Genomic DNA, 25376 nt, shown 5'->3' on the forward strand with positions numbered 1-25376 from the left:
ATAATGAGTATATATTTCATCGTAGTTGGTTTTATTCTGTTGAGGTACTTTCCATTAATCCCTCAAATTTACGGCCGCAACGCGATCGAGGGAATCAAACCCAACAATTAGATCGTACGACCATGCATCACCACCGGGGCTTAACGTTTGTCCTTTATTCAGCCGGTAGAAATATAAATTTCGAAATTGGCGGTCGGCTGGTCCCAGCAACTGCTGAACCTTCGCCGTATCGGCCCCGATAAGCGTATCGTTTTCGATGAGATCCCCCGCCATAGCGCCCTTTCTACGGTCGGTACCATTTTTCCACTGTTGGCTGTCAAATTCTATCCCATAGGTAGGCATCCCGGACTCGGTGAAGGCCGGACGATCAACAACGTACCCAACCATGAGAGCAAGGATCATTGCCAATATTACCGGCAGGTATTTTTTGATCTTCATACGATCATTATTAATGAATTACACTTTTACCATATTCGAAAATCAAATTCCACATTTTCCTGGCGCGTTGTGGGTGTTTGCTGCCCCTCCGTCAAAATCTCAACCTTCTTCAGCACGTACTCTTTAAGCTCTGATACCGTAATCCGGTAATTACCGTCATTGTCAGCCTCGCGTTCCGCCAGCCCCTGGATGATAGAATACGTAAAGACCCCGTTTTTCCATGTATCATTTTCAAGGGCATAGCCGGTACCGCTGGCCGCGCTGATAATAACTGTTCCTGTAGAATTAAAATCGGCAAAAAGCTCTTTCATCAGTTTAAATTCATCTTTTTTATCAGATGAGGCGCTTGCACTTAAAGCGCCTACGCCCCGTTGCAAGTTGGATACAATGCGCGTATCCCCATAAGTGTGGATAGCGGAGCTGTCAGTTTGAATGTCAGTAGCTGATTCATCCAACTCGCCCGACTGGCAGGTGTCCATAAAAAGTACCCGCTTGCGCGCCTGGATACCGTCAAATAAATACTGAATATCACCAAACGAAATTCCATGTCGTCCAGGATTTTTAAAATCCATATCGTGGCCGGCAAAGTAGTAAGTACTTTCCTCACCCAGCACGCCATGACCCGCCAGGAATACCATGACGATGTCATCGGGTCCGGCCTGCTCCAGCAGCTGTTTAACCGCGCGTACCGAATCTCGTACTACCTGTTTGTCAGTCAATATCTTGCGATATATTTTTCCATAGTAATTCACGCCCCGCCAATCATGTTCATTAAATAAATTTTGCACATCACCGGCATCTTTCGCAGCATACTGCAAGTTATAGGCATCCTGTTGGTAGTCTGAAACTCCGATGCTAACCACATACACATCCGGCCTTACCTCTTCAAAAGTTTCTTTATTTATGATGTGCTGAACAGGTATAGATCGTATACCAGCCTTATTAACAGCCGTAATTTTAATCCGGTTCGGCCCTTCCATAAGAGGTATTTCTGCGGTTTGCTCAATTACTTTGCCGGCTCCTGTATCCAGTTTTTTTCCGGTTGATCCGTAGAGTAGTACCCCATTTACCGATATATTCCAGCCCGCAAGGCCAAATCTGACATCCGATAAGCTCACTTTAACAGTAGTCAAAGTATCGGATGTTACGGACGAAATCTGACTATTATTTGTAACTGTGACCTCCGGAAAATTTTCGACATTGAATCGCTTTTTTATCGAACTCGAATCTACTCCGTTTCTTGCCAAGCGCTTTTCGTACGCCCCGCGGTATAAATCAACCTGATCATCGAAGGCAAACCCCAGTTTTTTCATCAGCCTGTCGGGGCGATTATAAAGAATATCAAAATTCTCTACGGGATATGAACGGTCATTGATCTTTAATCCAATAACATCAAGTGCTTGCTTGGGGGCTGAATAAACAGTGCCGTCGGTAAACATGTTGTAGCCCTCGAGTTTGTACTGCTTGATCCCGTATGAAGAATTTTGCAGGGGATGTATTTGCAAGGGCTCTTGAAACGGTTTGATGACTATCATCCGATCGTCAAAACTAATGTCCGTTGCGAAATCGGGCAAATTCTTAACGGTGGTGACAGAATCTTTACCTGCATTTCTTTCAACGATCATCACCGAAGGATCCCTAAAATAATCAGGGCCGTACTGCTCCATTTTAACCTGTACAGAATCCTGCCACTTTTCGAGCGAGTAATCAAAATTTAGCCCCAATGCCATTCGGTCACCGGCAACCGCCATAGCGGTAAGGTCATTATTAAATTCCCAAAACACCTCTTCTTGTTTAGGATTAAACTGCACTTTTGTAATTGTTGTGTTATATGCCGAATCTCTTTCTACAATATACAATTCACCATCAGCTGTAAATACCGGGGGCACCAGTTTACCCGAATATTGGAGCTGCTTTTGATATACCCGGTCTAATGTTTTCGTTTCGCGAACATTCAGGCTGAACGAGCTGTCAACCCATGCAATAAACCGACCGCTCATCGATGAAATTATGCCGGGATCAATTAAGATATTAGCTTCTAATATTTTTTTATTATCAGCCATATTCCAGAACGTGTAGTCATTTGAAAATCCATTCAAGTTATGGAGCGAGGCAGTTGACATGTTATTTTGCATCGCCAGCCAATCATTGTCGGAATCCAGATACACGAGCTTGCCGATGTTTTTAAACAGATCTTTTTCCCAATTAAAAGGTCCGTATGCTTTCCTAAAGGACCAGTCATTTATATTGAATTCTAAAAAATAATTATCGCTGTTATACGTCGTATCCTGTCGGGGAAAAGCCCAAGTAAAAATACGCTTATTATGTGAATCTATCGTCACCACATTAGTTACTGCAGGGTGAAATACAGGTGGTGTAGAAAGGGTTTTGAGTGTAGAATCAATTCGTGCTGCTTTGCGAATCAAATCATTCCAAAAAGCATAGCCATAGGTTTTATTTTCGAAATCATTAAAATTGATAATTTCAAGCGATTCGTCATTTTCATTAGTCGTGTAAACTTTGTCATCTCCAAAAATTCCTATCTCATTAAATTCATATCCTTCGGTCAAGCTTTGGTTAAAGAGCGCGGAATACCTTTGGGTGCTAATATCAAATGTAAACAGTGAAGACCCGCTTGCCAGTACAAGCTCATTGCCTTGATTTAGAAAAACCATATCGGTGATTGTACCTATATCTCCAAAGTTGTCGCTGGCGTTTTCACCAAAATCCAAAGAGGTGAAATAAAGGCTGGGTGAATCGCTGTAGAGCAACTCAAATTTTTCGGTCTCCCAGACCATGTGATCAAAACGCCCGGTTGCCGCCAAGTATTTGCCATCGGGCGAAAACAGGGCTTTGCCCAAGCCATCTTTCTCTGCCTCTGCCCCTTCAAGCTGATAGTCTTTTGAATCTATTTTTTTTACCGTTTCACCGTCATCCAGTCGACGAATGATCAATCCTTTTTCTCGGGCTGAAAATACCACCCAGCCCTTACTTTCGGATATATCTATTGATGTTATGGGACTGTAAAAATCGCTGACTTCCCAGATGGTTTTAAATGAACGAATATCAACTGCTTTTACTGAACCGTCGAAGAAACCTATTACAGCAATATTATTTTCAGGTGAAGTCTTAAAGCGGGTAACTTTGGTATCAAACAGAAGCTGCTTGACCTGCTCTGTTGAATCACGCGGCGGCATAATCAGTCCAGACTGCGAAAATATCACACGCCGGTTACTTACTCCAGGATCGGAATAGCTATTTAGGGTAAGCAGTAGCGACGTGTCGGCACTGTACCCAAAATCGAGTTCCCTACTATCGCGTGCTATAACCTTTCCATCCGACAGGCGAATTGTCTCCGTCATCGATTGTTCTTGCCATTTATAATGGGTGAGATCATGCATGTTGACAATCATATTTTCAGCTGAACGCGAATACTTCAACTGCTGCCGAAACGTCCCTCCGGTATAATTCTCAACCTCATACTTGTCGAGAATCATGCGAGTATTCATATCCCACATAATTAGCTTGCCGTCGTTCCCCAGGGAAACCATCTGTTCCTTTTCCGGATGCATTGCCAGCGCAGTGATCTGACTATTGTGCCCGTTTTGAATGACCATTTCCGGGCTCTGCGCACAAAGCGGGTTGATGCTAAACGCAAGAAGCAGCGTTGCTATGTAGGTTTTTTCCACCACAGGTAGTATGTTTTTGGTTAATCAGCAGGCTTCGACTTTACGCTCAGCCTGATTTAATTAGAATTCTTAAAATCAATATGTACCCTTCGTTGTCCTGAGAACAGTCCCGATTAACAACCTTTGAAGCTGCAGGCGGATTTTTAATCCCCGGCAGACCAACCCATCAGGTACCACTTATCATTTTTCTTTTCAACCAGAGGCGTTAATCCAATGGACGGCGGAAATGACTGCTTTATACTATCAGCGTATCATTTATTAGACCAAACCAAATCAGACCACCAAATCCTTCATATTTATCGGATACCTCCTAACTCAAAATTCAATGCCCCCGTTAAGAGTGTTCCAACAAAACGACTTTTAGTATCGGGGTTGACATATCTTGGCACCTTATTTTCTAATACATATTTCTTGGCACTTAGTGAATCAAGATAGGGTGCATAAACACAGGCTGTGGCAGAGACCTTAATGGGTCCTGATTGTAATTCATGAATTAGCTCTTTTCCTTGTGAGCAATACAAACTATTCCACATCATTTTAAACTCCTCTTTCTCTTCGTTACCTCTCAAGCCGTTAAAACCGGAATCATGATACTCCGTTTCATCCAGTTCTTTATAGGTATTTTGAGTTATTCCATCTACAGAAAAAACAATCCCGGAGTACGATATAATTTGAACGTGTTTTTTTGTTATCATCAAAGTTTTGGAATATTACATTTCTTGCGATGAAATGGACCCAAGATAAACTGTTTGGTAACATGGTTTTCATTTCAACTGGCCCTGCCAGGCTGCAATAACGAGGCTCCGCCCCCTCCAATAGTCCTAATAAGTCAAGGTTACCGATATTACATTCAAAACTCTTTATTTTTGGGAACGACCTTAAAGGAAAATGATGAAATGTTCGCTGAAGAGCCCCCCATGGAAAGGCTGCCTGCCCGCGTGGTTGAAGCAGCTTCTTTCATCAAGCGCTGAAAAGGACTACCCGATCCCGCACGCGTTCCCCTGATAGGATCAATTATTGGACGCAAATCCAGCGGTTCTTCGGTAGCAATCACTTTAAACATCTCATTTCCATGAGGTGCCTGCATAATAAACAATTGCTTCAAAGTAGTGGTCTGCCCTTTATCAATTATATAATCAGCTGGCTGCATGCTACTGTTTTTATTAGGCGCCACCAACGAGAGGCCCCCATCGGGTGTAAAATCGAGGATCGTAAAATAGGCCTTTCGATATCCTTTATTTTTTACCCGCAATTTAAACACCTGACCTTCTTCAAAAACAATATTACCGTTGGTATCGCGGAAATCGCCTAAAGGTATTTCTCCTTCTTCCTTAAAACGCCCGCGAGTCACTTTGCCTTTAAGTGGAACGATTTCTACTGATACTGCCCGACGGTCATCCTCCATCTCGAGGTTACGCAGAAAGTTTATTCGAGCATTTTCTTTCACGGTTTCAACAATAGTATTTGCCGCATTTTCCATTGCCTGACTGGAAGTACCCTCCACCTCAATCGTTCCCAGGCTCTGATCGTAGGGAGTAAATATCTCAATGGCTCCACTGCGGGATATTCCTTTATTTGTAATCACCAGATCGGGATTTCTATCTACCATTATTCCGGCTCCAGAAGCTCTAATGCTATTGTGGATTTTCGACAGGGCTGCCGCACTCATTGCTAAGTCCAATTTTACTTTTACTTTAAGGCTGGCATAATTCTGCCCACTAATAACCACTTTTAAATCAGGAGGATCTTCTTCTGTCATTGGTTCGTCAAGTACCATAAAGCTTTCGGTGAGAGTAGCATCTAATATGTATCCTTCAGCCAAAGTATCAGCGTTAGCTAAATCTTGCGCACTTAGATTAAAAACGGCCACTCGTGTGCTGTCAAATAGTCCTTTTAAGGTTCCTGCTTTCAAAAATGCAGTCGTATTATCCTCCCAATAGTCAGGAAGAAAATAGGGTTCTGACTCTATAAAGGCGCCACCAAACAGTTCTTGGTCAAGCGCGCCCTCAATTTGAGGGGTCTGATTGGGTACGCGCTTCTGCATCTCTATTTTAATACGATCGAACAACTCGCGGTAACTCATTTTTTTATCGGCGTGACTCATCACTTTACTAAAGGTATATGATAAAGAGCCTACGCCATTACCATTATCGTCCTTGATTTCATAATTTAGCTCGTCGGCCGAAGCCCCGCTAATGGTAACCATCGGTGCCAGGTTTTGGTTATCGTTATGGCCTGCCTCCATAAAAGATTGTTGCCCCCGTGTATTTCTTTGTGAAGCCGCTATTGGAACCTTGTAACCTTCAGGAGCCATTTTTTGTTGTGTGCCACGCGCCTTGGCAATTCCTCGTGTTCCCGTGCCGGAGTGGCAGGCATCAATAAGGACCAACAGGTTTCCTTCAGGACCTAACTTTGTACGGACAGAACTAAATATCTCACCCAGTTCATCGTCTCGCAGGTGCTTCTCTCCCTCATAAACGCCTGCTTCAAAACTAAGATTAGCATCATAAGGAATAACAGCCTCATCAAAGCCGTCAACTTCATCTTCATTGTTGTCTATAACCTGTTGACCATGCGACGAAAAATGTACGTATACCACGTCACCTGTCTTTATTTTACTCATCAACTGTTCGTCAAATGTCTTCTTTATCCCCTCTTTTGTAGCCATTTCATCCCGAACAACAGTAATATTTTTAGATTTGAACCCCTGCTTTTCTAATGTTGATAAAATCAATGGCACATCATTTCCCGAGCTAATTTTCCCCCATCCCCCTGATTCAGGATAGTCACCAATGGCAAAGACCAATGCATACTTTTCCGGCGCCCCTGAATCTACTGGCTCGGGAAACATAGCCTCCTGCCAGTTCATTGAAAAAAATAATAGCACAAAAATAGCTGATACAATAAATTTCATAATATAATTAAGATCCCTGTTAGGTTTTTGAACACCGTTCTTTGTGATAATCTTCACATCGTCGCTGCATGAAAAAAGTCATCTGTTAATCTCTTTATTTGGATCTCCATTTCTGTCACCTATAAATCTATAATTTTCAGTATCACACAACGATAGTAGAGTTTGCGATTCGATATCCCTTCATAAGGTTTTCCCTTTATAGATACAGTCAGAACGAAGTATTTTTCCAATAGAACTTTCAGTTTCTTAACTTTCCGAACTCTTCTTAGTTACTTAATATATAGACTGTATTATCATATGCTCCTGTATTCGTAATACGAAAGGTATATTTTGTTGTACTTGATGGTGTCCACGAAAAGTAAGCCCCGCTTTCATGGCTTTCATCCTTTGCAAGTAACGTGCCATCTTCAACATTGTAAATGTGTACATTTATATCGGTATCATCATCCCCAACAAAAAGTATTTCAGCAAATTCATCCCCCTCAAACACCCACTTAAAATCGCGAGAGCTATAAGCCGGTATGGTTTCGTAAACTTTGATAAATCCTTTGCCATAAGAATAACCCCGGGAGCCGCGATTAGCTTTCTCAATAAGATCGTTTATCACCTCCATTATAGAAGTATTTCGATTTGCATAAAGTTGAGCCTCCTTTAGAATTACAGTCGAATTTAATGCAATAGGTTTGAGCCCCTCCCCTTTTGTAGTATGTTCCGATATACCGGTCTTTGCCGGCATTTTTTCTACTTTACCAGAGTTGGCATCATCTACTTCAAAATCCATCAAAATTTGTGCAGCTGCCACCATGGCATAGGGGTTTGCATTCCGCTGACCAAAATTGACAAGATTTTTAGCCATCTTAACTATTTTTATTGTTTCACTCTGTTTCTTTTCGTTCGGTAATTCAAAATCACTCTGGGCTACTGCCAGATAATTGGTCAGTAAAAGCAGGATAAGCGTGCAAAGAAAGTAATTTAACTTTTCCATGATGATATATTACTTGAGTTACATTTTAGCATTCAGTCTTTATATGTGATCAAAACCAAAAGGCAACCCCAATTTTAGTGGCTTAATTAATTCATCATTATTCCCGAGGATTCATAAGTACTTAGAATTAAGTATTTATGAATTGGGTATTATCAGTTTTGGTAAAATAAATACCAGCAAACTAATTAAACTTCATCCAGTAATTAAGACTACCCCAAAAGCAAAACGCATTTATTTAGTAATATATAGCTCATATCCGATTATTTAGCAAGTAATCATATGTTTTTATAAATAATGATACAGTGGATAGCAGTTATTACACTTAATATAATTGTACTTATATCAGTAACGTGATATAAAATACAGGTACGCATCAAGTTTACATTGATTGCTCTATCTTTTGGATTAAAGGGTGTTTAAAAAATGGAAGAACAGGAGGATATAATATTTAATAGGGCCTCATAAAAAGATATCGAAAAGGTTGATCTGTATTAACAGCGTAAGCTGTCGGCTAAGGAGAATCAAATCTACAAAAAACGCTTAGGTGAAGATGAAAAACCACAAAAGTTACACTATGAACAGAAGCAGGTAATAGAAGGAATAACTTTTGCACAGGTGGGAGATTTTAAAAAGCTTGAAACAGCTGATCCGCTATTTACTGATATATTGCGTGGTATAAACACCTTTAACACCAGCGCACGTTGGTATTTGGCACTAACTTATATTAAACTAAGCCAAGCGAAACCACTTTAAAAAATAGCATCTTCAGAATCCAATTTTCAGGCATCTGCATTCCAATTATTAAAAAATCTTAAAATTTAATTCGTGGCCTTTCAACTTATTCTTTATCTCAATACAACTGTTTTATGAAATTTAAAGAACGATTCCGGTTTTTCTTTAATTTGGATTACCACTACGCTTTTTTACAGGTAATACTAATGGTAATAAGTATTCTTATCGCTTTTTGGGTTGATACTTGGTGGCAGGGCAAACAAAATATAAAAAAAGAAAAAGCCTACCTTTCTGCTCTCAAATCTGAACTGGAAGAAAACCAAAGGATTTACGATTCACACATGGAGAAGTTGAAAGAGGATGTATCAACTACCAGTAATTTCCTGTCAATGTTAAAAGGCAATACATCGGGTCAAATTCCAGCTGACAGTCTGCAAAAATATATTTGGCCGCTTGCAACTATTAATGTTATTACCCCTATTCAGGCAGCTCTTGATGACTTGATAAATTCCGGTGGCATGCAGTATATCCGATCAGATATCTTAAGACGGCAGATTGCCACTTACAAGCAAAACTTCGAGTTTGATTTTGAAAAGCAACGCTCCGCTCTAAAATTATGGAATTCTACACTATCGGTATTTAACCTGAATAATATGAATATTTCGCAGGTTGTACCCGCTGATGCTATAGAAAGCAGCTCTGAGATACCGAAATTTGCCTTCAACTCCAGTTTTTCAGCTTCAGACCGTAGAACATATATCAATCGCTTGGTACAACGTATACTTCTTATTGATAGCCTACAAGAATCACATCGGAAAGTACTCCAGAATATCCGACCACTGCTTTTTCAGCTAAATTATCAGCTAAACTCTGAGGCATCCCCAAATAGTCAAAACCTTTAACCAATAGTATTATACCTCTGCTATATTTAGTTGACGAATGAAAAGTTAAGGCGTCATAATTTATAATTTGTTGATCGCTCGAAATGAGAATAACTTGTGCATTTGTTCATTCACAATTCTACATTCTTAACTCCTAATTTTTAATTTATTCCATGAGCAATTGGACCCTACAATCCACCCCGCCGCACGACTGGTTTCTGTGCCTCGATGTAGAACAATACTTTGACCATGAACATGACCCGGAAAAAGTCTTTGAAGAGGGATTTCGCAGGCCAATTCCCGTAGGCGATCGTGATGTGATGGTTACCACTTTTTTTAATGGCGATCCTGACCATCCAGAGTTCCATTTCGAAAGTGAAGAAGCTTTGGACAAAGATGAAATATCTGAAGCAAATAAAAGCCTCAGCCGCATCTTTGGTACTGACCTTGACCTACGTCCTCTGTATGACCAAGCTGCTAATGATCCTGTGCTGGAGACTAAGCTCACCGACCTCTATGGTTTGAAGCGCATGGCCCGGGCGAACCTTTTTGAAGATACCATCAATCGTATTATCCAGATGCGGCTATCGCATAAGCCCACTGCTAAAAAGATGGTGTATAAGGTGCGCAAGAATTATGGCTCGCTGGTAACGGCCAAAGGGGATAATATTCCAGCCTGGCCCCGCCCGCACCAGCTGGTTAAAGCTGACCCCATGAGCATCCGAAAGCTGGGCCCCACCAAGCGAAAAGGAGAATTCATTATTGGCTTTGCAGAGGACTTATTATCCGGAGAGCAAGATCTGGAGCATCTCGAAAGCTGCGATCCACAGACTTTTTATAAAACTATCAAAGAAGTTCGTGGTGTAGGCCCCACCTCAGCACAACAACTCATGCTCTTTAGAAATCGTACCGATGCCTGCTTCCCGAGCAACAAAACATCCGGCAAAGAGAAAGGGTTGCGAAAGTGGATTGTTTTAAATTATGGTGAAGATCCGGATACGATTGCTGAGAAAGACTTTAAGCAACTTATCACAAACTGGAAGGGATACGAAGCTTCGGCCCTCGAATTCTTATTTGTGAGCTGGATCCTGAATGAAAAAGAGAAGAAACAGAAATCCGGGGATTAACTTAATCAGTGGGATGGATGACAACCCTCGCCACCAGCGGCAGGTGGTCAGAATAGTCTCGTTTAATAGCCTTGACATCCAGAACTTCCCAGTTTGATTTCTTTGACAGGAAAAGATAGTCAATCCGCCGTTCAGGATGTTCAAATGAATAGGTCATTTCGGGTGGCTGGTTATAAATTACAGCTGCATCGAGCCACTGTTTTTGGATAGCTCTATACGAGTCTGAATCCGGAGTGAAATTAAAATCACCGGCAATAAGCACATTCTTTTCATCCTCAAAGTGGCTGTTAACTGCACCGGCCTGTGCCAATCGATTTTCCTCATATTGATGGCAAAGATGCGTACCTGCAAAAATAAAGGGTTGCCCGGAGCTGGTTTCCCCTTCCACATATAATGCTGCTCTCTTTTCACCACCTTTAGGGATTGGCAACATTACTTTTTGGGACTTAAGTGGCTTTTTAGAAAGCAGACCTTCGCCATAGCTACCGCCCTCGTAGTTAATCGCCTTCCCGAAGTAGCCTGTCATATCCGTAAGCTTTGCCAAGCTATCAACCAAGCTAAAGGCCTTTCCATTATTGAGAGCAGCCAGTCGACCCGTCATTTCATCTACCTCCTGTAGCGCTACGAAATCGGGATCTACTTCCCGAATCAGGGCCGATACATCATCCAGGTTGCCTTTCCCCTCTTCATAGGCCTGTTCTCCGTGGTAGATGTTATACGACATGACGGTGAGCGTATCCTGTGCAGTTGCACTTAGCGACCACAGGATACCCAAGACCATTAATAAGCTTACTTTGGGAGTCATCATTTCAGTTCTATTTAATCTGGTTAGGATATATAGTGTGTCGACTCTTGGTTATTCATACAATTCTTCATCCGGCTTAATTTCAATCAGCTTACGCCAGGCTTTGAACAACATTCCACTGGCAATCAAGGCGACTACTGTTATGAAGCTTGCCAGTATCCAGTGGCCGTAAATCCAATAGCCTGTGGCAAACAGGGTTCCGTAGACTGCAACACATCCCAAGACCATGCAGAAAATACCTTGTGGTACTCGCCATGCCTCGTCTTTAAATGAAGCTACGTCCTTGCCTTCTGCGTCGGCATCATCCAGCACCTTTTGCCAGCCGGGTCCACCGGGACGAGCAATTTCATAAAAGCGATACAGGGTCTCTTTGGAGGTTGGCCTAACCATGAAAGTAACCGCAACCCATCCAATGGTAGTCAGGATAACACCAATCACAATTTCTTCCCATCCGGAAAGCTGTGGCAAGCCCGTATATTGATGGAAGAATTGAAAATAGACTGCCACTACAAATGAAATGACCATTGCTGCAATTTCACTGCCCGCATTGATACGCCACCAGAACCAACGAAGGATGAAAAGCAGTCCGGTACCGGCTCCAATCTGTAGTAAAATCTGGAAACTATCGAGTGCGTTCTGCATCAATAAGGCCAGAGCTCCGGCGACAATCATGAGTACAACGGTAGAAATTCTTCCAACCATCACCAGTTCCTTCTCAGAGCTCTTCGGATTCACAAACCGCTTATAGAAGTCATTCACTAAATATGATGATCCCCAGTTCAAGTGCGTTGAAATAGTAGACATATAAGCAGCTGTCAACGAGGCCACAACCAATCCCAGCCAGCCGGTGGGAATGAAGGTAAGCATGGCGGCGTATCCCATATCATCGCCTGCAACAGAAGCAGCGTTCGGAAAGGCTTCTTTCATGGAAGCAACATCCGGAAATACAATGATAGAGCACAACCCAACGATAATCCACGGCCAGGGACGGAGCGCATAGTGTGCCGCATTGAAAAAGAATACGGCTGCAATAGAGTTGCTTTCATTCTTGGCGGCAAACATCCGTTGTGCAATATAGCCGCCCCCACCGGGCTCAGCCCCGGGATAATAGACACTCCACCATTGAACTGCGAGCGGGATAATAAAGACGCCTAAGGCCTGTGAAGGATCAGAAAAATCGGGTAAAATATTCAGTTGTCCTATAACATCTTTGTGCTGAAGAAGGCCTTCGAACCCACCCACATCCGGATGATTCAATGCTACATAAGCTGCAATAAAACTTCCACCGATAGCTAAGAAGAACTGGAAAAAATCAGTCAAGAGCACTCCCTTAAGCCCACCGAGTGAACTATATATAACAGTCACAATTCCACTAATTACGACCGTCTCTACCGGACTAAGCCCCATAAGAACTCCGGCAATTTTAATGGCAGCAAGGGAAACCGTGGCCATGATGACGACATTAAACACAAATCCCAGGTATACCGATCTAAAACCTCTCAAAAAGGCCGCCATTTTGCCGCTATAGCGTAATTCATAAAATTCTACATCCGTCAGTACGCCCGAACGTTTCCATAAATTTGCGTACACAAATACTGTAAGCATTCCTGTTAGCAGAAACGCCCACCATACCCAGTTTCCAGAAACCCCATCCGTTCGGACAATATTGGCTACCAAGTTAGGAGTATCCGTTGAAAATGTTGTGGCCACCATAGAAACCCCCAGCAACCACCACGGCATATTTTTACCAGCAGCAAAGTATTGCTTGGCATTTTTACCCGCCTGCCGAGCTACTGCAAAACCAATGATTAAGGAGAAGAGTAGGTAGGCCCCAATTATCGTCCAGTCGATAGCTTCAAGTTGCATAAATCAAAGTGTTTATTGAACAATCATTTAAAAATTAATTGTTTAAATAGAGCAAGCTTCAAAAAGAAACATTTTTTTCAATCAAAACCAACAACCTATTTGTAAAATTCAACAAATTTGGTATTATGGCTCCCTTAACTAAAAAGAAATGTAAATAATAAATAGCAAAATGAAAGTAAAACACTTTCTTTTCATTTTTATCGTTTTAGTACCATTTTTTTTGTCAAACTGCCAGAATACAGAAAATAATTCTGCTCAGGATGGCATTTCAGAGAATATAACCCAACCATCACCTCAACAAGTTGACTATCAGAAAAAAGAAAAAGTAGCTTTTGTTCATTTTGGTGTCAACACTTTTACCAACCGGGAATGGGGGACGGGAAAAGAAGACCCTTCTATCTTTAACCCTGAAAAACTGGATGCCGAGCAATGGGCCAAAACATTGAGTGAAAATGGATTTGAAACACTCATTCTAACGGCTAAACATCATGACGGATTTTGCCTGTGGCCCAGCAAATATACCGAACATGATATTGCTAACAGTCCCTATAAAAATGGGAATGGCGATATTGTAAAGGAAGTTTCCGAAGCCTGTGAAAAATACGATATTGACCTGGGCCTTTATCTCTCCCCTTGGGATAAACATGAAGAGACCTACGGTACGCCCGAATACAATGAATATTACCTGAATCAATTGAAGGAGCTGCTTACCAACTATGGTGATATTGCCGAAGTTTGGTTTGATGGCGCCAAGGGTGAAGATGCCAAAGATATGACCTACAACTTTGACAAATGGTGGTCAACGGTGCGCGAGTTACAACCCGATGCACTCATCTTTTCTGATGAAGGACCCGATATTAGGTGGATTGGCAATGAGCATGGTTTTGCAGGAGAAACAAACTGGTCGACGGTAAACCGAGACTCCATCACCATCGGAAAAGCCGGCCAGGGCGAATACCTGAATACCGGAGAAGCCGGCGGACCTGATTGGGTAGTTGGAGAGTGCGATGTCTCCATCCGTCCGGGCTGGTTCTTCCACGAAGAAGAAAATGAGGAAGTAAAAACCGTTGCTGAACTAACTGAGATTTATATGAAGTCGGTTGGTCGCAACTGTACACTGCTGCTGAATATTCCTCCAAACAAAGACGGACAGTTTCATCCCACCGATGTCAAACGCCTGTATGCCTTTTCTGATACCCTGGAAACGATGTTTGATGAGAATCTGATTGGCAATGCCTCTATTGAAGCCAATCATGCGGATGCTTCCAACCCCGCCTCTCAGGCTATTGATGGCAACTGGGACACCTTTTGGGCTGCTTCTAACAACGATGCCACTCCACAACTAACGCTCACTTTTGATGAACCGGTAACCTTCAATTTACTGGAGCTACAAGAATACATCCCCCTCGGTCAGCGTATTTCTTCCTTTTCTGTTTCCGCTCGCGTGGATGGTAGTTGGCAATCTATTGCTGAAGAAACAACCGTAGGTTATAAGCGACTTCTCCAGCTTGATGAAACAACCGCTGATGCCATCCGAATTTCGTTTGATGACTTTTTAAATCGACCAACTATTAACGAAATTAGCCTTTATCATGCAGGCGAAAGTTCAACTGGAGAAATGGCTATTAGATAGTCTTTATAACATAAGCAACCATTCTAAGTTCCTTACCTTAAGCGATTTATGAAATACATAAAAAGCCTTTTAGTTTTAACTTTTATCTACCTGTTAACAAGTACAGCTTGGGCCCAAACCGGGCACAACATTTCTATCATTCCGGAGCCCGTTTCGATGGAATTAACAGAGGGTTCATTTGAGCTTAACCGAAGTACAACCATCCATGCTGATATCTCCCAATATGAAATAAAAAATATTGCTCTTCAGCTCCGAGATGCGATTAATTCGGCTACCGGATATAGCATCACCATAAAAAATAATGGCGCCCAAACCGGACAATCCAACGCTATTGCCTTAGTCATTGATGATGCAATCGATAACGAAGAAGGCTACCATCTGTCTGTTACGGAAGATAATGTGGCAATAGAAGCTCCAACCTCCACGGGATTATTCTATGGAATGCAATCACTGCTCCAGTTATTCCCTGCCCAAATTTATCAGACGGACTATTCCCTGGTCCCACAGGATACCGAATGGACCATCCCGGGGGTAGAAATCGAAGATCACCCACGGTTCACCTACCGGGGTATGCACCTGGATGTAGCACGTCATTTCTTCCCGGTGGATTTTATAAAACGCTATATCGATTTGCTAGCTATACACAAAATGAATCGTTTCCATTGGCATTTAACAGAAGACCAAGGCTGGCGTATCGAAATTAAACAGTATCCTAAATTAACGGAAGTAGGAGCCTGGAGAGATTCCACCCTCGTGGGTCATTACGGTTCAGGACATTATGATAATCAAAAATACGGTGGCTATTACACGCAGGAAGAGATTCGTGAAGTGGTCGATTATGCTCAAAAAAAGCATGTGACAATTATCCCCGAAATTGAATTGCCGGGGCATGCTTCGGCCGCTCTGGCTGCCTATCCGGAATTAGGATGTATACCAACCAAAAACTACCAGGTACAAACTACCTGGGGCGTATTTGATGATATTTACTGTCCTCGTGAAAAGACCTTTACCTTTCTTGAAAACGTACTGACGGAAGTAATGGAACTTTTCCCCAGCGAATATATCCATATTGGTGGCGATGAAGCCCCCAAAAAACAGTGGGAGGAAAGCCAGTTTGCGCAAAAAGTTATCGAGCGTGAAGGACTGGAAGACGAACATGAACTGCAGAGTTACTTCATAACACGTATCGAGAAGTTTCTCAATAAGCATGGGCGACAAATTATCGGATGGGACGAGATTCTGGAAGGCGGCCTGGCGCCTAATGCAACGGTTATGAGCTGGCGGGGTATCGAAGGCGGTATTGAAGCCGCCAAACAACACCATGACGTCATTATGACGCCTGGATCGCATCTTTATCTCGATCATCACCAAGCCAATCCCAACAGCGAACCCTTAGCTATTGGTGGATTTACTACCCTTGAAAAAACCTATTCTTATGAGCCCATCCCGGAAGAACTCTCCGAAAAGGAGAGCGAGTTTATTTTGGGTGCTCAGGGCAATGTATGGACTGAGTATATGCACTCAGGCGAAAAGGTCGAATATATGGCCTATCCCCGGGCCTCTGCTTTGGCAGAAGTAAACTGGTCTCCCAAAGAAAAACGAAACTGGGATTACTTCTGGCAGCGGCTACAGACACAGTTTAAGCGATTTGACATTCTGGATGTAAACGCTGCGGAACATTTTCGTGGCGCTCAACCAGAGCTTAAAAATCCAAATGAATAGTTTGATATTATAGCAATGAAATATCTCCATATACTTTTTCCGGCAATCATTCTGGTGGTGCTAACGGTACAAACCAAGGCCCAGTCAAACTCAGATTCTCTATCTTATGCTGAGCAGTATCAGCAGGAATTAGCCAGACTTTCTTCCGAATTTGAGAAGCAGGGATACGACCTCAGCACCTTTACGAATGATAATCGCTTCGAAGTATATGGAGAAATTGATCAACGGTTTAAGGGATCCGCAGAACGTACCACTCCTACGCTGGACGAATACAAAGAGATTCTGGATTTCGAAGAAAAAGTTAGTCAGGGTGTAGAGTTCCTGCATACCCATTCGAACCAACTCCGAAAAGCCGAAGAAAAATATGGTATCCCAAAGTATCTTATTACAGCTATTATCGGTATCGAATCAAAATATGGTACTGTTTTAGGGAGTTACAATCCGCTTAATGTGTACATATCAATGGCTCTTGTGGATTATCGTGCTGATTTTGCCAAAGCCCAGCTCAAGGAGCTCCTTGAATTTGTAGATCGAAAACAGGTTGATGTTTTTACACTAAAATCGAGTTATGCCGGCGCCATGTCACCGGCCCAGTTCATCCCCTACTCCGTTAATAAGTGGTGGGTAGGCAAAGATATTTTTGATATGGATAACAGCATTATGTCCGTAGCCAACTATTTAGCTCATTTCCAAGAACGAACAAATAGTTTGCGTACCTCCGTATTGCGATATAATCCCAGCGATCTCTATGCAGATACTATTTTGGATTTAGCTGACGAAATTGAGAAAGAATCCAAATAAAATCATACATCCCTTCCCAATAAATTACTGTAGTAAAGTCTAACGCTTAGTAGTTGAAGGATAGCACGAGCTAACGCTCACACTATTTGTCTCTACCAATACCTTTATTAAGCTTATCACTTCCAAAAAATAGGTGTTTAGAGGATTGTTATTTCACAAAGAACCACAGAAAAGACACAGAGTTACACCAAGCTCTTTGTGTACCTGCTTAGTACAGCTATAGCGGTATAATCTGAGATAAAATAAATGATAAAACTGGCTTCTTACTGATTTCCAAAATAAAAAAGCCTCACTTCCGCTAAGAAGTGAGGCTTAAATTTAGCGTATAAGGCTAAACGGAATCAGGGATGATTTACATCATGCCACCCATTCCGCCCATGCCTCCGGGCATTCCACCACCCATGCCGCCTGGCATACCGCCGCCGGCAGGTCCGTCATCATCATCGTCGCCTTCAGAAGGCTTCTCAGAGATGAGGGCTTCGGTAGTCAGCATCAGGCCAGCTACAGAAGCAGCATTTTCAAGAGCGGTGCGTGTTACTTTCGTAGGATCAATAACACCGGCTTCAATCAGATCTTCGTACACATCGGTACGAGCGTTGTAACCGAAGGCACCTTCGCCTTCTTTAACTTTTTGTACAACGATAGACCCTTCCGTACCTGCATTGTTAGCGATAGACCGGAGTGGAGCTTCAAGAGCTCTGCGGATGATATCGAATCCAACTTCCTGATCAGGATTTTCACCTTCCAGGCCGTCAAGAGCTTTCTGAGCACGCAGTAATGCAACGCCACCACCAGCTACGATGCCTTCTTCAACAGCGGCACGTGTAGCATGAAGGGCGTCTTCAACGCGAGCCTTCTTCTCTTTCATTTCAACTTCAGAAGCAGCACCAATGTTCAATACTGCTACACCACCGCTAAGCTTGGCAAGACGCTCTTGCAGCTTCTCGCGGTCGTAGTCAGAAGTAGTAGATTCGATTTGGCCTTTAATTTGGTTAACACGGCCTTTGATGTCATCATCAGAACCATGGCCACCAACAACGGTAGTATCGTCCTTCGTGATGTTTACACGATCAGCAACGCCTAAGTAATCAAGCGTAGCATTCTCGAGCTTGTAACCACGCTCTTCAGAAATAACAGTACCGCCGGTAAGGATTGCAATGTCTTCCAACATTTGCTTACGACGATCTCCAAATCCAGGAGCTTTTACGGCAGCAATTTTCAGCGAGCCGCGCAGCTTGTTAACAACCAAGGTAGCCAGAGCTTCGCCTTCAATATCTTCAGCGATGATAAGCAGAGGCTTACCGGTTTGAATTACTTTTTCAAGGATAGGAAGCAGGTCCTTCATATTGCTAATCTTCTTGTCGAAGATCAGGATGTAAGGCTCTTCCATTTCTGCAACCATATTTTCGGAATCGGTCACAAAATAAGGAGACAAGTAGCCTCGGTCGAACTGCATACCTTCAACCGTTTCGAGATAGGTTTCAGTACCTTTGGCTTCTTCAACCGTGATGACACCATCTTTACCAACTTTTTCCATGGCGTCGGCAATGTTCTGGCCGATCTCTTCATCACCATTGGCAGAAATGCTTCCTACCTGCTTGATGCTTTCGAGGCTGTCACCAACGGGCTTACTCATGCTGCGCAGTTCTTTAACAATAGCTTTCACTGCGGTGTCGATACCACGCTTCAGCTCCATCGGGTTTGCACCGGCTGTAACGTTTTTCAGACCCGTTTGGATGATAGACTGCGCCAATACGGTTGCCGTTGTTGTTCCATCACCGGCGTTATCGCTGGTTTTGGAAGCAACTTCTTTCACCATTTGAGCGCCCATATTTTCTCGTTTGTTGGACAGCTCAATTTCTTTGGCTACCGTTACACCATCTTTCGTTACGGTAGGAGCACCAAATGATTTTTCGATTACTACGTTACGTCCGCGCGGACCTAAAGTCACCTTGACAGCATTGGCAAGCTTGTCAACGCCACGCTTTAGAGCATCGCGCGCATCCATATCATAATGAACTAATTTTGCTGACATAGTTGTCTATTAATTTTAAGAGTTTGCAATTAAATTTTTATGTACAAAAAATGCTTAGGAAACGATTCCAAGAATATCGGCTTCACGCATGATCAGATATTCCTCACCATCCAGCGTAATTTCAGTGCCTGAATACTTTCCATAAAGCACTTTGTCGCCTTCTTTAACCGACATATCAATCTTGGTTCCGTTTTCTACTTTACCGGGACCTGCAGCAACGACCGTTCCTTCTTGCGGCTTTTCTTTTGCCGTATCAGGGATAATGATTCCGGAACTGGTTTTTTCTTCAGCAGGTTCTGGCTGAACCAAAACGCGATCACTTAACGGTTTGATTTTAGATTTAGCCATAAGTATGACTCCTACGATTTTAGTTATTAGTTGAAGTTGAAATTCATCCTCATCAGCATCATAAATGCTGGAAATACTTTAAAATGGTACAAAGTAATTTACTTTGTTTAGACATAGAGTGGAGCAAGGACCATACCAAACTTTTTCGCGATAGAAGATTTATTTACAAAAAGCCCTATAAGGGCCTAAGATGCCCTTTTTTTTATAAAAAAATGATAGCCACGAAACCAAAAAAATAAAGGTAGCCGAAATTTCAGGTCAAAATGCCATTCTCTTCGAAATGGGCTGTCAACTTTTCATATTCGGCAGGCAGCCAGGCCTCGGCGCGCTTGTCAAAATCGAATCCCTCTGGCAATTCTTTTTTGGGGATGATGGGCTTCAAGGCATTACTCAATTTTTTTCGCCGCTGGTTAAAAGCCGTCCGAACAACCGTTTTCAAATGCTGGTCGGTACAATCCAAATTACCCTTATTGAAGGTAAGCTTAACCATCGCACTCTCAACATTGGGCTGAGGCTTAAAACAGTGCCGCGATACGGGAAACAAAATTTCGGGGCTGCTCATAAGCTGTGTTTGCACACTCAAAATTCCATAATCTTTTGTTCTGATATCTGCGACTAACCGCTCGGCTACTTCTTTCTGCATCATTAAAATGGCATCCGAAAGAACAGAACGCTGTTCAAGCAGAGCAAATAAAATTTGGCTGGTAATATAATACGGCAAATTTCCAACTACGTGTGTTTTCTCTTTCCCAATCGAAAGTTCCTGCCAATCTACATCCAGTACATTACCATGGTGTATCTTTAGTTTATCAAATTTCTTATTTAGCAGTGCAATGGCACGATCATCCAGCTCTACAGCCAGCAGATTATCAAATCTTTGCAGCAGCGCTTCTGTCAGTGCGCCGGTACCGGGACCAATTTCAATAACACGATTTCCCGGGGTAGCGGGAATGGCATCCGCAATTTTATCGATAATATTTTGATCGGTAAGAAAATGTTGGCCTAAACTTTTTTTGGGTCTTAAGCTCATTGTAAAATGAATAATGAAAAATTATAAATGAAAAATCCTGGTTATGAATTTTAATTTTAGATTTTTCATTTTTAATTGTCTTTTGCTTACTGTTGTCAGGTAAATTAAATTATCAGAAATAAGGTATCCGCAAAAACATCATTTTATGGATATAAAACCCCTTCAAACGGAACAAATTGGTATTCAGACACTGGAAAAACGACTGATGAAGTCTGAATCCGAGATTTCACTAAAGATAGGGCTCCCAAGGGAAGTCTCCAATGATGAACGACGTATATCCTTAACGCCGGGCGGAGTATCCATTCTTAAGGCCAATGGGCATGATGTTTTTATTGAGCAAAGAGCAGGCGAGGAGGCTAATTTCAGTGACCAGGAATATGCGGATGCAGGCGCTGAGATTGCCTACAGCATTGATGAAGTGTACCAAAAAGCCCAAATGATTGCCAAAGTGGCTCCGCCTACCAAAGATGAACTGGATCTTCTGGATGATAATCATACCTTACTCTCGGCCCTGCATTTAGGCAACGCCACCGAACTGTTTATCCAAACCCTTATTGATAAATGTATTACCGCTATTGGATTTGAATTTATAAAGGGTGACGATAAGGAGTTCCCGATTGTGCGTATGATGCATGAAATAACGGGCTCTATGGCCGTCCAGATCGGAGCACATTACCTTGAAAAAGGGCAAGGAGGACCAGGTATTATGTTGGGCGGCATTTCGGGGATCCCTCCTGCTACAGTCTTAATCCTCGGGGCGGGTATCACGGCCGAATATGCTGCCCGAACGGCTTTGGGATATGGGGCCCAGGTTTTTGTGATGGATAATGACCTTGCACGGCTGCGCCACCTCGAAAATGCACTTGACCGCCGTATCATTACCGCCACAGCAAACTATCAATACCTTTCCTCAGCGCTACAGCATGCCGATGTACTCATTGGTGCAGCGATGCAAGAGGGCGAACGCTCTCCCTGTATGGTAACAGAATCCATGGTGGCCAGTATGAAGCCCGGCAGCGTTATTGTTGATACTGTTATTGATCAGGGAGGCTGTATTTCTACCAGCCGGCCAACCGTTCATTCTAAACCTACTTTTACAAAACATGAGGTTATCCACTACTGTGTACCCAACATCCCCTCTAACGTTGCTCGAACTGCTACCTATGCCCTGAACAATGTGCTGGTCCCCTACTTTTTGGCTATTGGAGATGCCGGAGGCATCAAAAAATGCTTATGGCAAAATACGGCCCTCCGTAATGGCACCTATGTGTATAAGAAGCATCTTACAAAAAAGTCGCTTGCCAATATCTTTGATATGCCCTTTCGTGATATCGAGATGCTTATTGCCAGCCACATTTAGTTATTCGTGGCTTATTATTCGTTAATTGTTAAAAGGCCTACCTTAACCAGTAGGTTTTGATGCTTAACTATAATATTATTATTTAGCCAAGCTACTAACAGACTAATAGTGGGCTTTGCAAAACTGAACATTCACTCTTCGACTTCATTCGCCCGATGTAAAACCGGGGCTCATTGCACTCAGACTGATGTCATGTTGAGCGCAGCGAAGCGTAGTCAAAATATGTCCCCGTATTTCAAAAGCTCCTAATAACCATTAACAAATAACTGCTACCCAAGCATTGACGGAATCGGAACTCAGCGAAAAGAATTTTAAGCGCATAAGCATTATTAACTGGCTGCTTTGTTTGCCCTTGATCATGTTTTTTGCATGGCCTTATCTCTATGTAGCTCAGTTTATGGAGATCGAAAATATTCTATGCTATACAGGAGCCCTCTTTTTTGCTGTTCCTTTTATGATTACCATTCTTCATGGGCATGTTACTATGGCCATAGGTGAAGCCCATCGACACCATTACTACAACTGGCTAGGCCGGCAACCATTAACTTATGGATTACTCTTTCACTCTGTGATGATGCGGACCCGTTTTCGACTCGTTCTAGTGATTATAAGCGTTGCGTTTTTTTTAATTGGCTATCTGGATGGATTGCTCCTAAAATAAAAGCCGGCACCCCATAGGAGCACCGGCCTCACACTCTAAAAAAATAATAACACTGAAAGGGTTCAAAACTCTTTCAGTGTTTGTTTAGCAAGAGCTATTTAATATGCTTTACCTGCCTTTACTTCTTCAACGACTTCAGGGTTCAACAAGGTGGAAATATCACCCATATCGTCGGTATCACCTGCAGCTACTTTTCGCAGAATACGGCGCATAATTTTACCAGACCGAGTTTTTGGAAGTCCCGAAACAACCTGAACTTTTCCGGCTTTAGCAATTGGACTAATTGTTTTAGTAATTAGATCATTGATCTCTGTCTTAAACGCTTCAGGGTCCGTTATTTCCTCTTCACAGATTGTAAAAGCATATACGCCCTCACCTTTCACATCATGTGGATATCCAACAACGGCTGATTCTACGACTTTTGGATGATCATCGATTGCATCTTCAATTTCAGCCGTCCCCAATCGGTGGCCAGAGACATTCAATACATCATCCACACGACCCGTAATGCGATAATATCCGTCTTTATCACGACGACAGCCGTCACCCGTTAAATAATATCCAGGATACTTATTAAAGTAGGTATCCATATACCGCTCGTGATTACCCCAGATACCACGCGTAACGCCAGGCCAGGGATAGGATATCACTAAATTGCCCTGCACATCATTGCCTTCAACTTCATTGCCGTCATCATCTAATAGTGCTGGCTTGATACCTGGTAAAGGCAGGGTAGCAAATCCAGGCTTTGTTGGGGTAACACCTGCAATGGGTGAAATCATTATTCCGCCGGTCTCGGTCTGCCACCAGGTATCCACGATAGGGCATTCCTCATTACCAATCTCTTCGTTATACCAGTTCCAGGCTTCTTCATTGATAGGCTCTCCAACCGTCCCCAACACTTTGAGGGAACTGAGATCATAACGGCGAACATAATCAATATCTTCCTTCATCAAAGCACGGATAGCTGTGGGTGCCGTATAGAAATGGGTTACACTGTACTTTTCAACGACTTCCCACAAACGGCCGGCATCAGGATACATGGGAGTACTTTCAAAGATGATTCCGGATACTCCATTTAACAACGGTCCATAAATAATATATGAGTGCCCCGTAATCCATCCGGCATCGGCAGTACACCAGTATATATCATCTTCATCAACCTGGAACACATTTCGTAAGGTATAACTGGTATATACCATATATCCGCCACAGGTATGAACCTGTCCTTTCGGCTTTCCTGTTGAACCCGAAGTATAAAGAATAAAAAGTGGATCTTCGGCATCCATCTCGACGGCTTCGTGTTCTCTGGAAACTTCACGTATTAATAGATGCCACCACTCATCACGCCCTTCCTTCCATTCAATGTCATTATCAGCATGCTGGCAAACAATGACACTTTCTACTGTAGAGCAGCTTTCCAGCGCTTCGTCAGAAATTTCTTTGAGGGGTACAAGCTTGTTTCCGCGCCGCAAGCCATCATTGGTAATCAACATTTTGGCATCACAATCCTGGATGCGGTCTGCCAATGACTGTGCTGAAAAGCCGGCAAATACGATCGAGTGAACGGCTCCGACACGGGCACAGGCCAGTGCTGCTATGGTCAGCTCGGGTGTCATTGCCATATAAATTGCGACCCGATCTCCTTTCTCAATGCCCTTCGATTCCAGTACATTAGCAAATTTACAGACTTGCTGATGGAGCTCTTTATACGAAATGCTCCGCGTTAAACCATCCGGCTGATTGGGCTCAAAGATAAAGGCTGTTTTATCACCGCGCTCTTCCAGGTGACGATCCAGACAATTTTCGGTAATATTTAATTTTCCGCCTTCAAACCACTTTACATTTCCTTCTTCAAAACTTCCGCTGTGCACATTATCCCAGGGTTTGTGCCAGTCAAAAGTTTCGGCATAATCGGCCCAAAAACTTTCAGGGTTTTCAATACTTTGTCCATATACCTTCTCATATTCCTCAAACGAGCTGATTGTGTGTTCCTGCATAATACTATTTCAATTCCGTAATTTTAATTATCAATGAATTCCCCTTCAGTGACTATGTTAAATAATTTAGAGACATAATCAAGGTTTGATATCTAAAAAAAAGATAAAGAATATTAAAATCTACGCAATTTTTTTGCAATCACTTATGCAGATAGTGGTAACAGGCTCTAGTCAATCTCCCTAAATCCCTCTTCTCCAAAGCTTGTCTCGACCACAGTCGGGGAGGGACTTTAAAGAATTGCTCAAAAACTGAGGCATGCTACTCAAATAGACCATGAGTTCCTCCTTGGAGAAGGAGGACAGGAGGATTGATTTAAGTTTAACTCAATAAACATACCATTAGAATCTT

General features: G+C 42.7%; 17 protein-coding genes. 6 read left to right on the forward strand and 11 right to left on the reverse strand.

Translation table 11 applies throughout. From position 1 onward, the window contains the following. Window positions 1-54: 54 nt before the first annotated feature. The 5 genes from J6I44_RS13145 to J6I44_RS13165 all read right to left on the reverse strand — a co-directional run bounded on the left by J6I44_RS13145 (window position 55) and on the right by J6I44_RS13165 (window position 8026). A complete protein-coding gene (locus J6I44_RS13145; protein WP_265766608.1) occupies window positions 55-438 on the reverse strand; it encodes a hypothetical protein in 384 nt (127 codons plus the stop codon). Between the two features lie 26 nt (window positions 439-464). After that, entirely contained in the window at window positions 465-4127 is a 3663-nt protein-coding gene (locus J6I44_RS20905) for a caspase family protein (RefSeq protein WP_265766609.1), read from the reverse strand. A gap of 296 nt (window positions 4128-4423) precedes the next feature. Continuing rightward, window positions 4424-4825 (reverse strand): hypothetical protein, encoded by a 402-nt coding sequence (locus J6I44_RS13155; protein WP_265766610.1) that lies wholly within the window; start codon window positions 4823-4825, stop codon window positions 4424-4426. A 152-nt stretch (window positions 4826-4977) separates the two neighbouring features. Then, window positions 4978-7041, reverse strand: coding sequence for a caspase family protein (locus J6I44_RS13160; RefSeq protein ID WP_265766611.1), 2064 nt, complete (start codon window positions 7039-7041; stop codon window positions 4978-4980). Window positions 7042-7306: 265 nt separating this feature from the next. Next, complete coding sequence (locus tag J6I44_RS13165) at window positions 7307-8026, reverse strand: hypothetical protein (protein WP_265766612.1); 720 nt, start codon at window positions 8024-8026, stop codon at window positions 7307-7309. 866 nt (window positions 8027-8892) lie between these two features. Here J6I44_RS13165 and J6I44_RS13170 point away from each other — a divergent pair. Both J6I44_RS13170 and J6I44_RS13175 read left to right on the forward strand, forming a co-directional pair. Next, window positions 8893-9660 carry a hypothetical protein gene (locus J6I44_RS13170; RefSeq protein WP_265766613.1) on the forward strand — a complete coding sequence of 256 codons (768 nt, stop codon included), beginning with the start codon at window positions 8893-8895 and terminating at the stop codon, window positions 9658-9660. Window positions 9661-9812: 152 nt separating this feature from the next. Then, a complete protein-coding gene (locus tag J6I44_RS13175) occupies window positions 9813-10766 on the forward strand; it encodes a DNA-3-methyladenine glycosylase family protein (RefSeq protein WP_265766614.1) in 954 nt (317 codons plus the stop codon). A gap of 1 nt (window position 10767) precedes the next feature. On the opposite strand, the gene J6I44_RS13180 is transcribed toward J6I44_RS13175, so the two are convergent. Both J6I44_RS13180 and J6I44_RS13185 read right to left on the reverse strand, forming a co-directional pair. Continuing rightward, entirely contained in the window at window positions 10768-11574 is an 807-nt protein-coding gene (locus tag J6I44_RS13180; protein ID WP_265766615.1) for an endonuclease/exonuclease/phosphatase family protein, read from the reverse strand. Between the two features lie 48 nt (window positions 11575-11622). After that, window positions 11623-13437, reverse strand: coding sequence for a sodium:solute symporter family protein (locus tag J6I44_RS13185; RefSeq protein ID WP_265766616.1), 1815 nt, complete (start codon window positions 13435-13437; stop codon window positions 11623-11625). Between the two features lie 169 nt (window positions 13438-13606). Between J6I44_RS13185 and J6I44_RS13190 the strand changes: the two genes are divergently transcribed. Genes J6I44_RS13190 through J6I44_RS13200 form a run of 3 tightly spaced genes read left to right on the forward strand, consistent with a single transcriptional unit; the run spans window position 13607 to window position 17593 of the window. Beyond that, the gene (locus J6I44_RS13190; protein ID WP_265766617.1) at window positions 13607-15070 is read left to right on the forward strand and encodes an alpha-L-fucosidase; all 1464 of its coding nucleotides are present in this window, start codon (window positions 13607-13609) and stop codon (window positions 15068-15070) included. A gap of 48 nt (window positions 15071-15118) precedes the next feature. Beyond that, window positions 15119-16792, forward strand: coding sequence for a beta-N-acetylhexosaminidase (locus J6I44_RS13195; RefSeq protein WP_265766618.1), 1674 nt, complete (start codon window positions 15119-15121; stop codon window positions 16790-16792). A gap of 15 nt (window positions 16793-16807) precedes the next feature. Beyond that, window positions 16808-17593 carry a lytic murein transglycosylase gene (locus J6I44_RS13200; protein WP_265766619.1) on the forward strand — a complete coding sequence of 262 codons (786 nt, stop codon included), beginning with the start codon at window positions 16808-16810 and terminating at the stop codon, window positions 17591-17593. A gap of 352 nt (window positions 17594-17945) precedes the next feature. On the opposite strand, the gene groL is transcribed toward J6I44_RS13200, so the two are convergent. The 3 genes from groL to rsmA all read right to left on the reverse strand — a co-directional run bounded on the left by groL (window position 17946) and on the right by rsmA (window position 21006). Further along, complete coding sequence (gene groL, locus J6I44_RS13205) at window positions 17946-19628, reverse strand: chaperonin GroEL (RefSeq protein ID WP_265766620.1); 1683 nt, start codon at window positions 19626-19628, stop codon at window positions 17946-17948. A gap of 54 nt (window positions 19629-19682) precedes the next feature. Further along, window positions 19683-19976, reverse strand: coding sequence for a co-chaperone GroES (groES, locus tag J6I44_RS13210; RefSeq protein WP_142714839.1), 294 nt, complete (start codon window positions 19974-19976; stop codon window positions 19683-19685). Between the two features lie 253 nt (window positions 19977-20229). Beyond that, window positions 20230-21006 carry a 16S rRNA (adenine(1518)-N(6)/adenine(1519)-N(6))-dimethyltransferase RsmA gene (gene rsmA, locus J6I44_RS13215; protein WP_265766621.1) on the reverse strand — a complete coding sequence of 259 codons (777 nt, stop codon included), beginning with the start codon at window positions 21004-21006 and terminating at the stop codon, window positions 20230-20232. Between the two features lie 145 nt (window positions 21007-21151). Here rsmA and J6I44_RS13220 point away from each other — a divergent pair, with 145 nt between their 5' ends. After that, a complete protein-coding gene (locus J6I44_RS13220; protein ID WP_265766622.1) occupies window positions 21152-22366 on the forward strand; it encodes an alanine dehydrogenase in 1215 nt (404 codons plus the stop codon). Between the two features lie 759 nt (window positions 22367-23125). On the opposite strand, the gene acs is transcribed toward J6I44_RS13220, so the two are convergent. Continuing rightward, the gene (gene acs, locus J6I44_RS13225) at window positions 23126-25027 is read right to left on the reverse strand and encodes an acetate--CoA ligase (protein WP_265766623.1); all 1902 of its coding nucleotides are present in this window, start codon (window positions 25025-25027) and stop codon (window positions 23126-23128) included. Between the last annotated feature and the right edge of the window lie 349 nt (window positions 25028-25376).

The organism is Fodinibius salsisoli (genome assembly GCF_026229185.1).
Taxonomy (GTDB): domain Bacteria; phylum Bacteroidota; class Rhodothermia; order Balneolales; family Balneolaceae; genus Fodinibius; species Fodinibius salsisoli.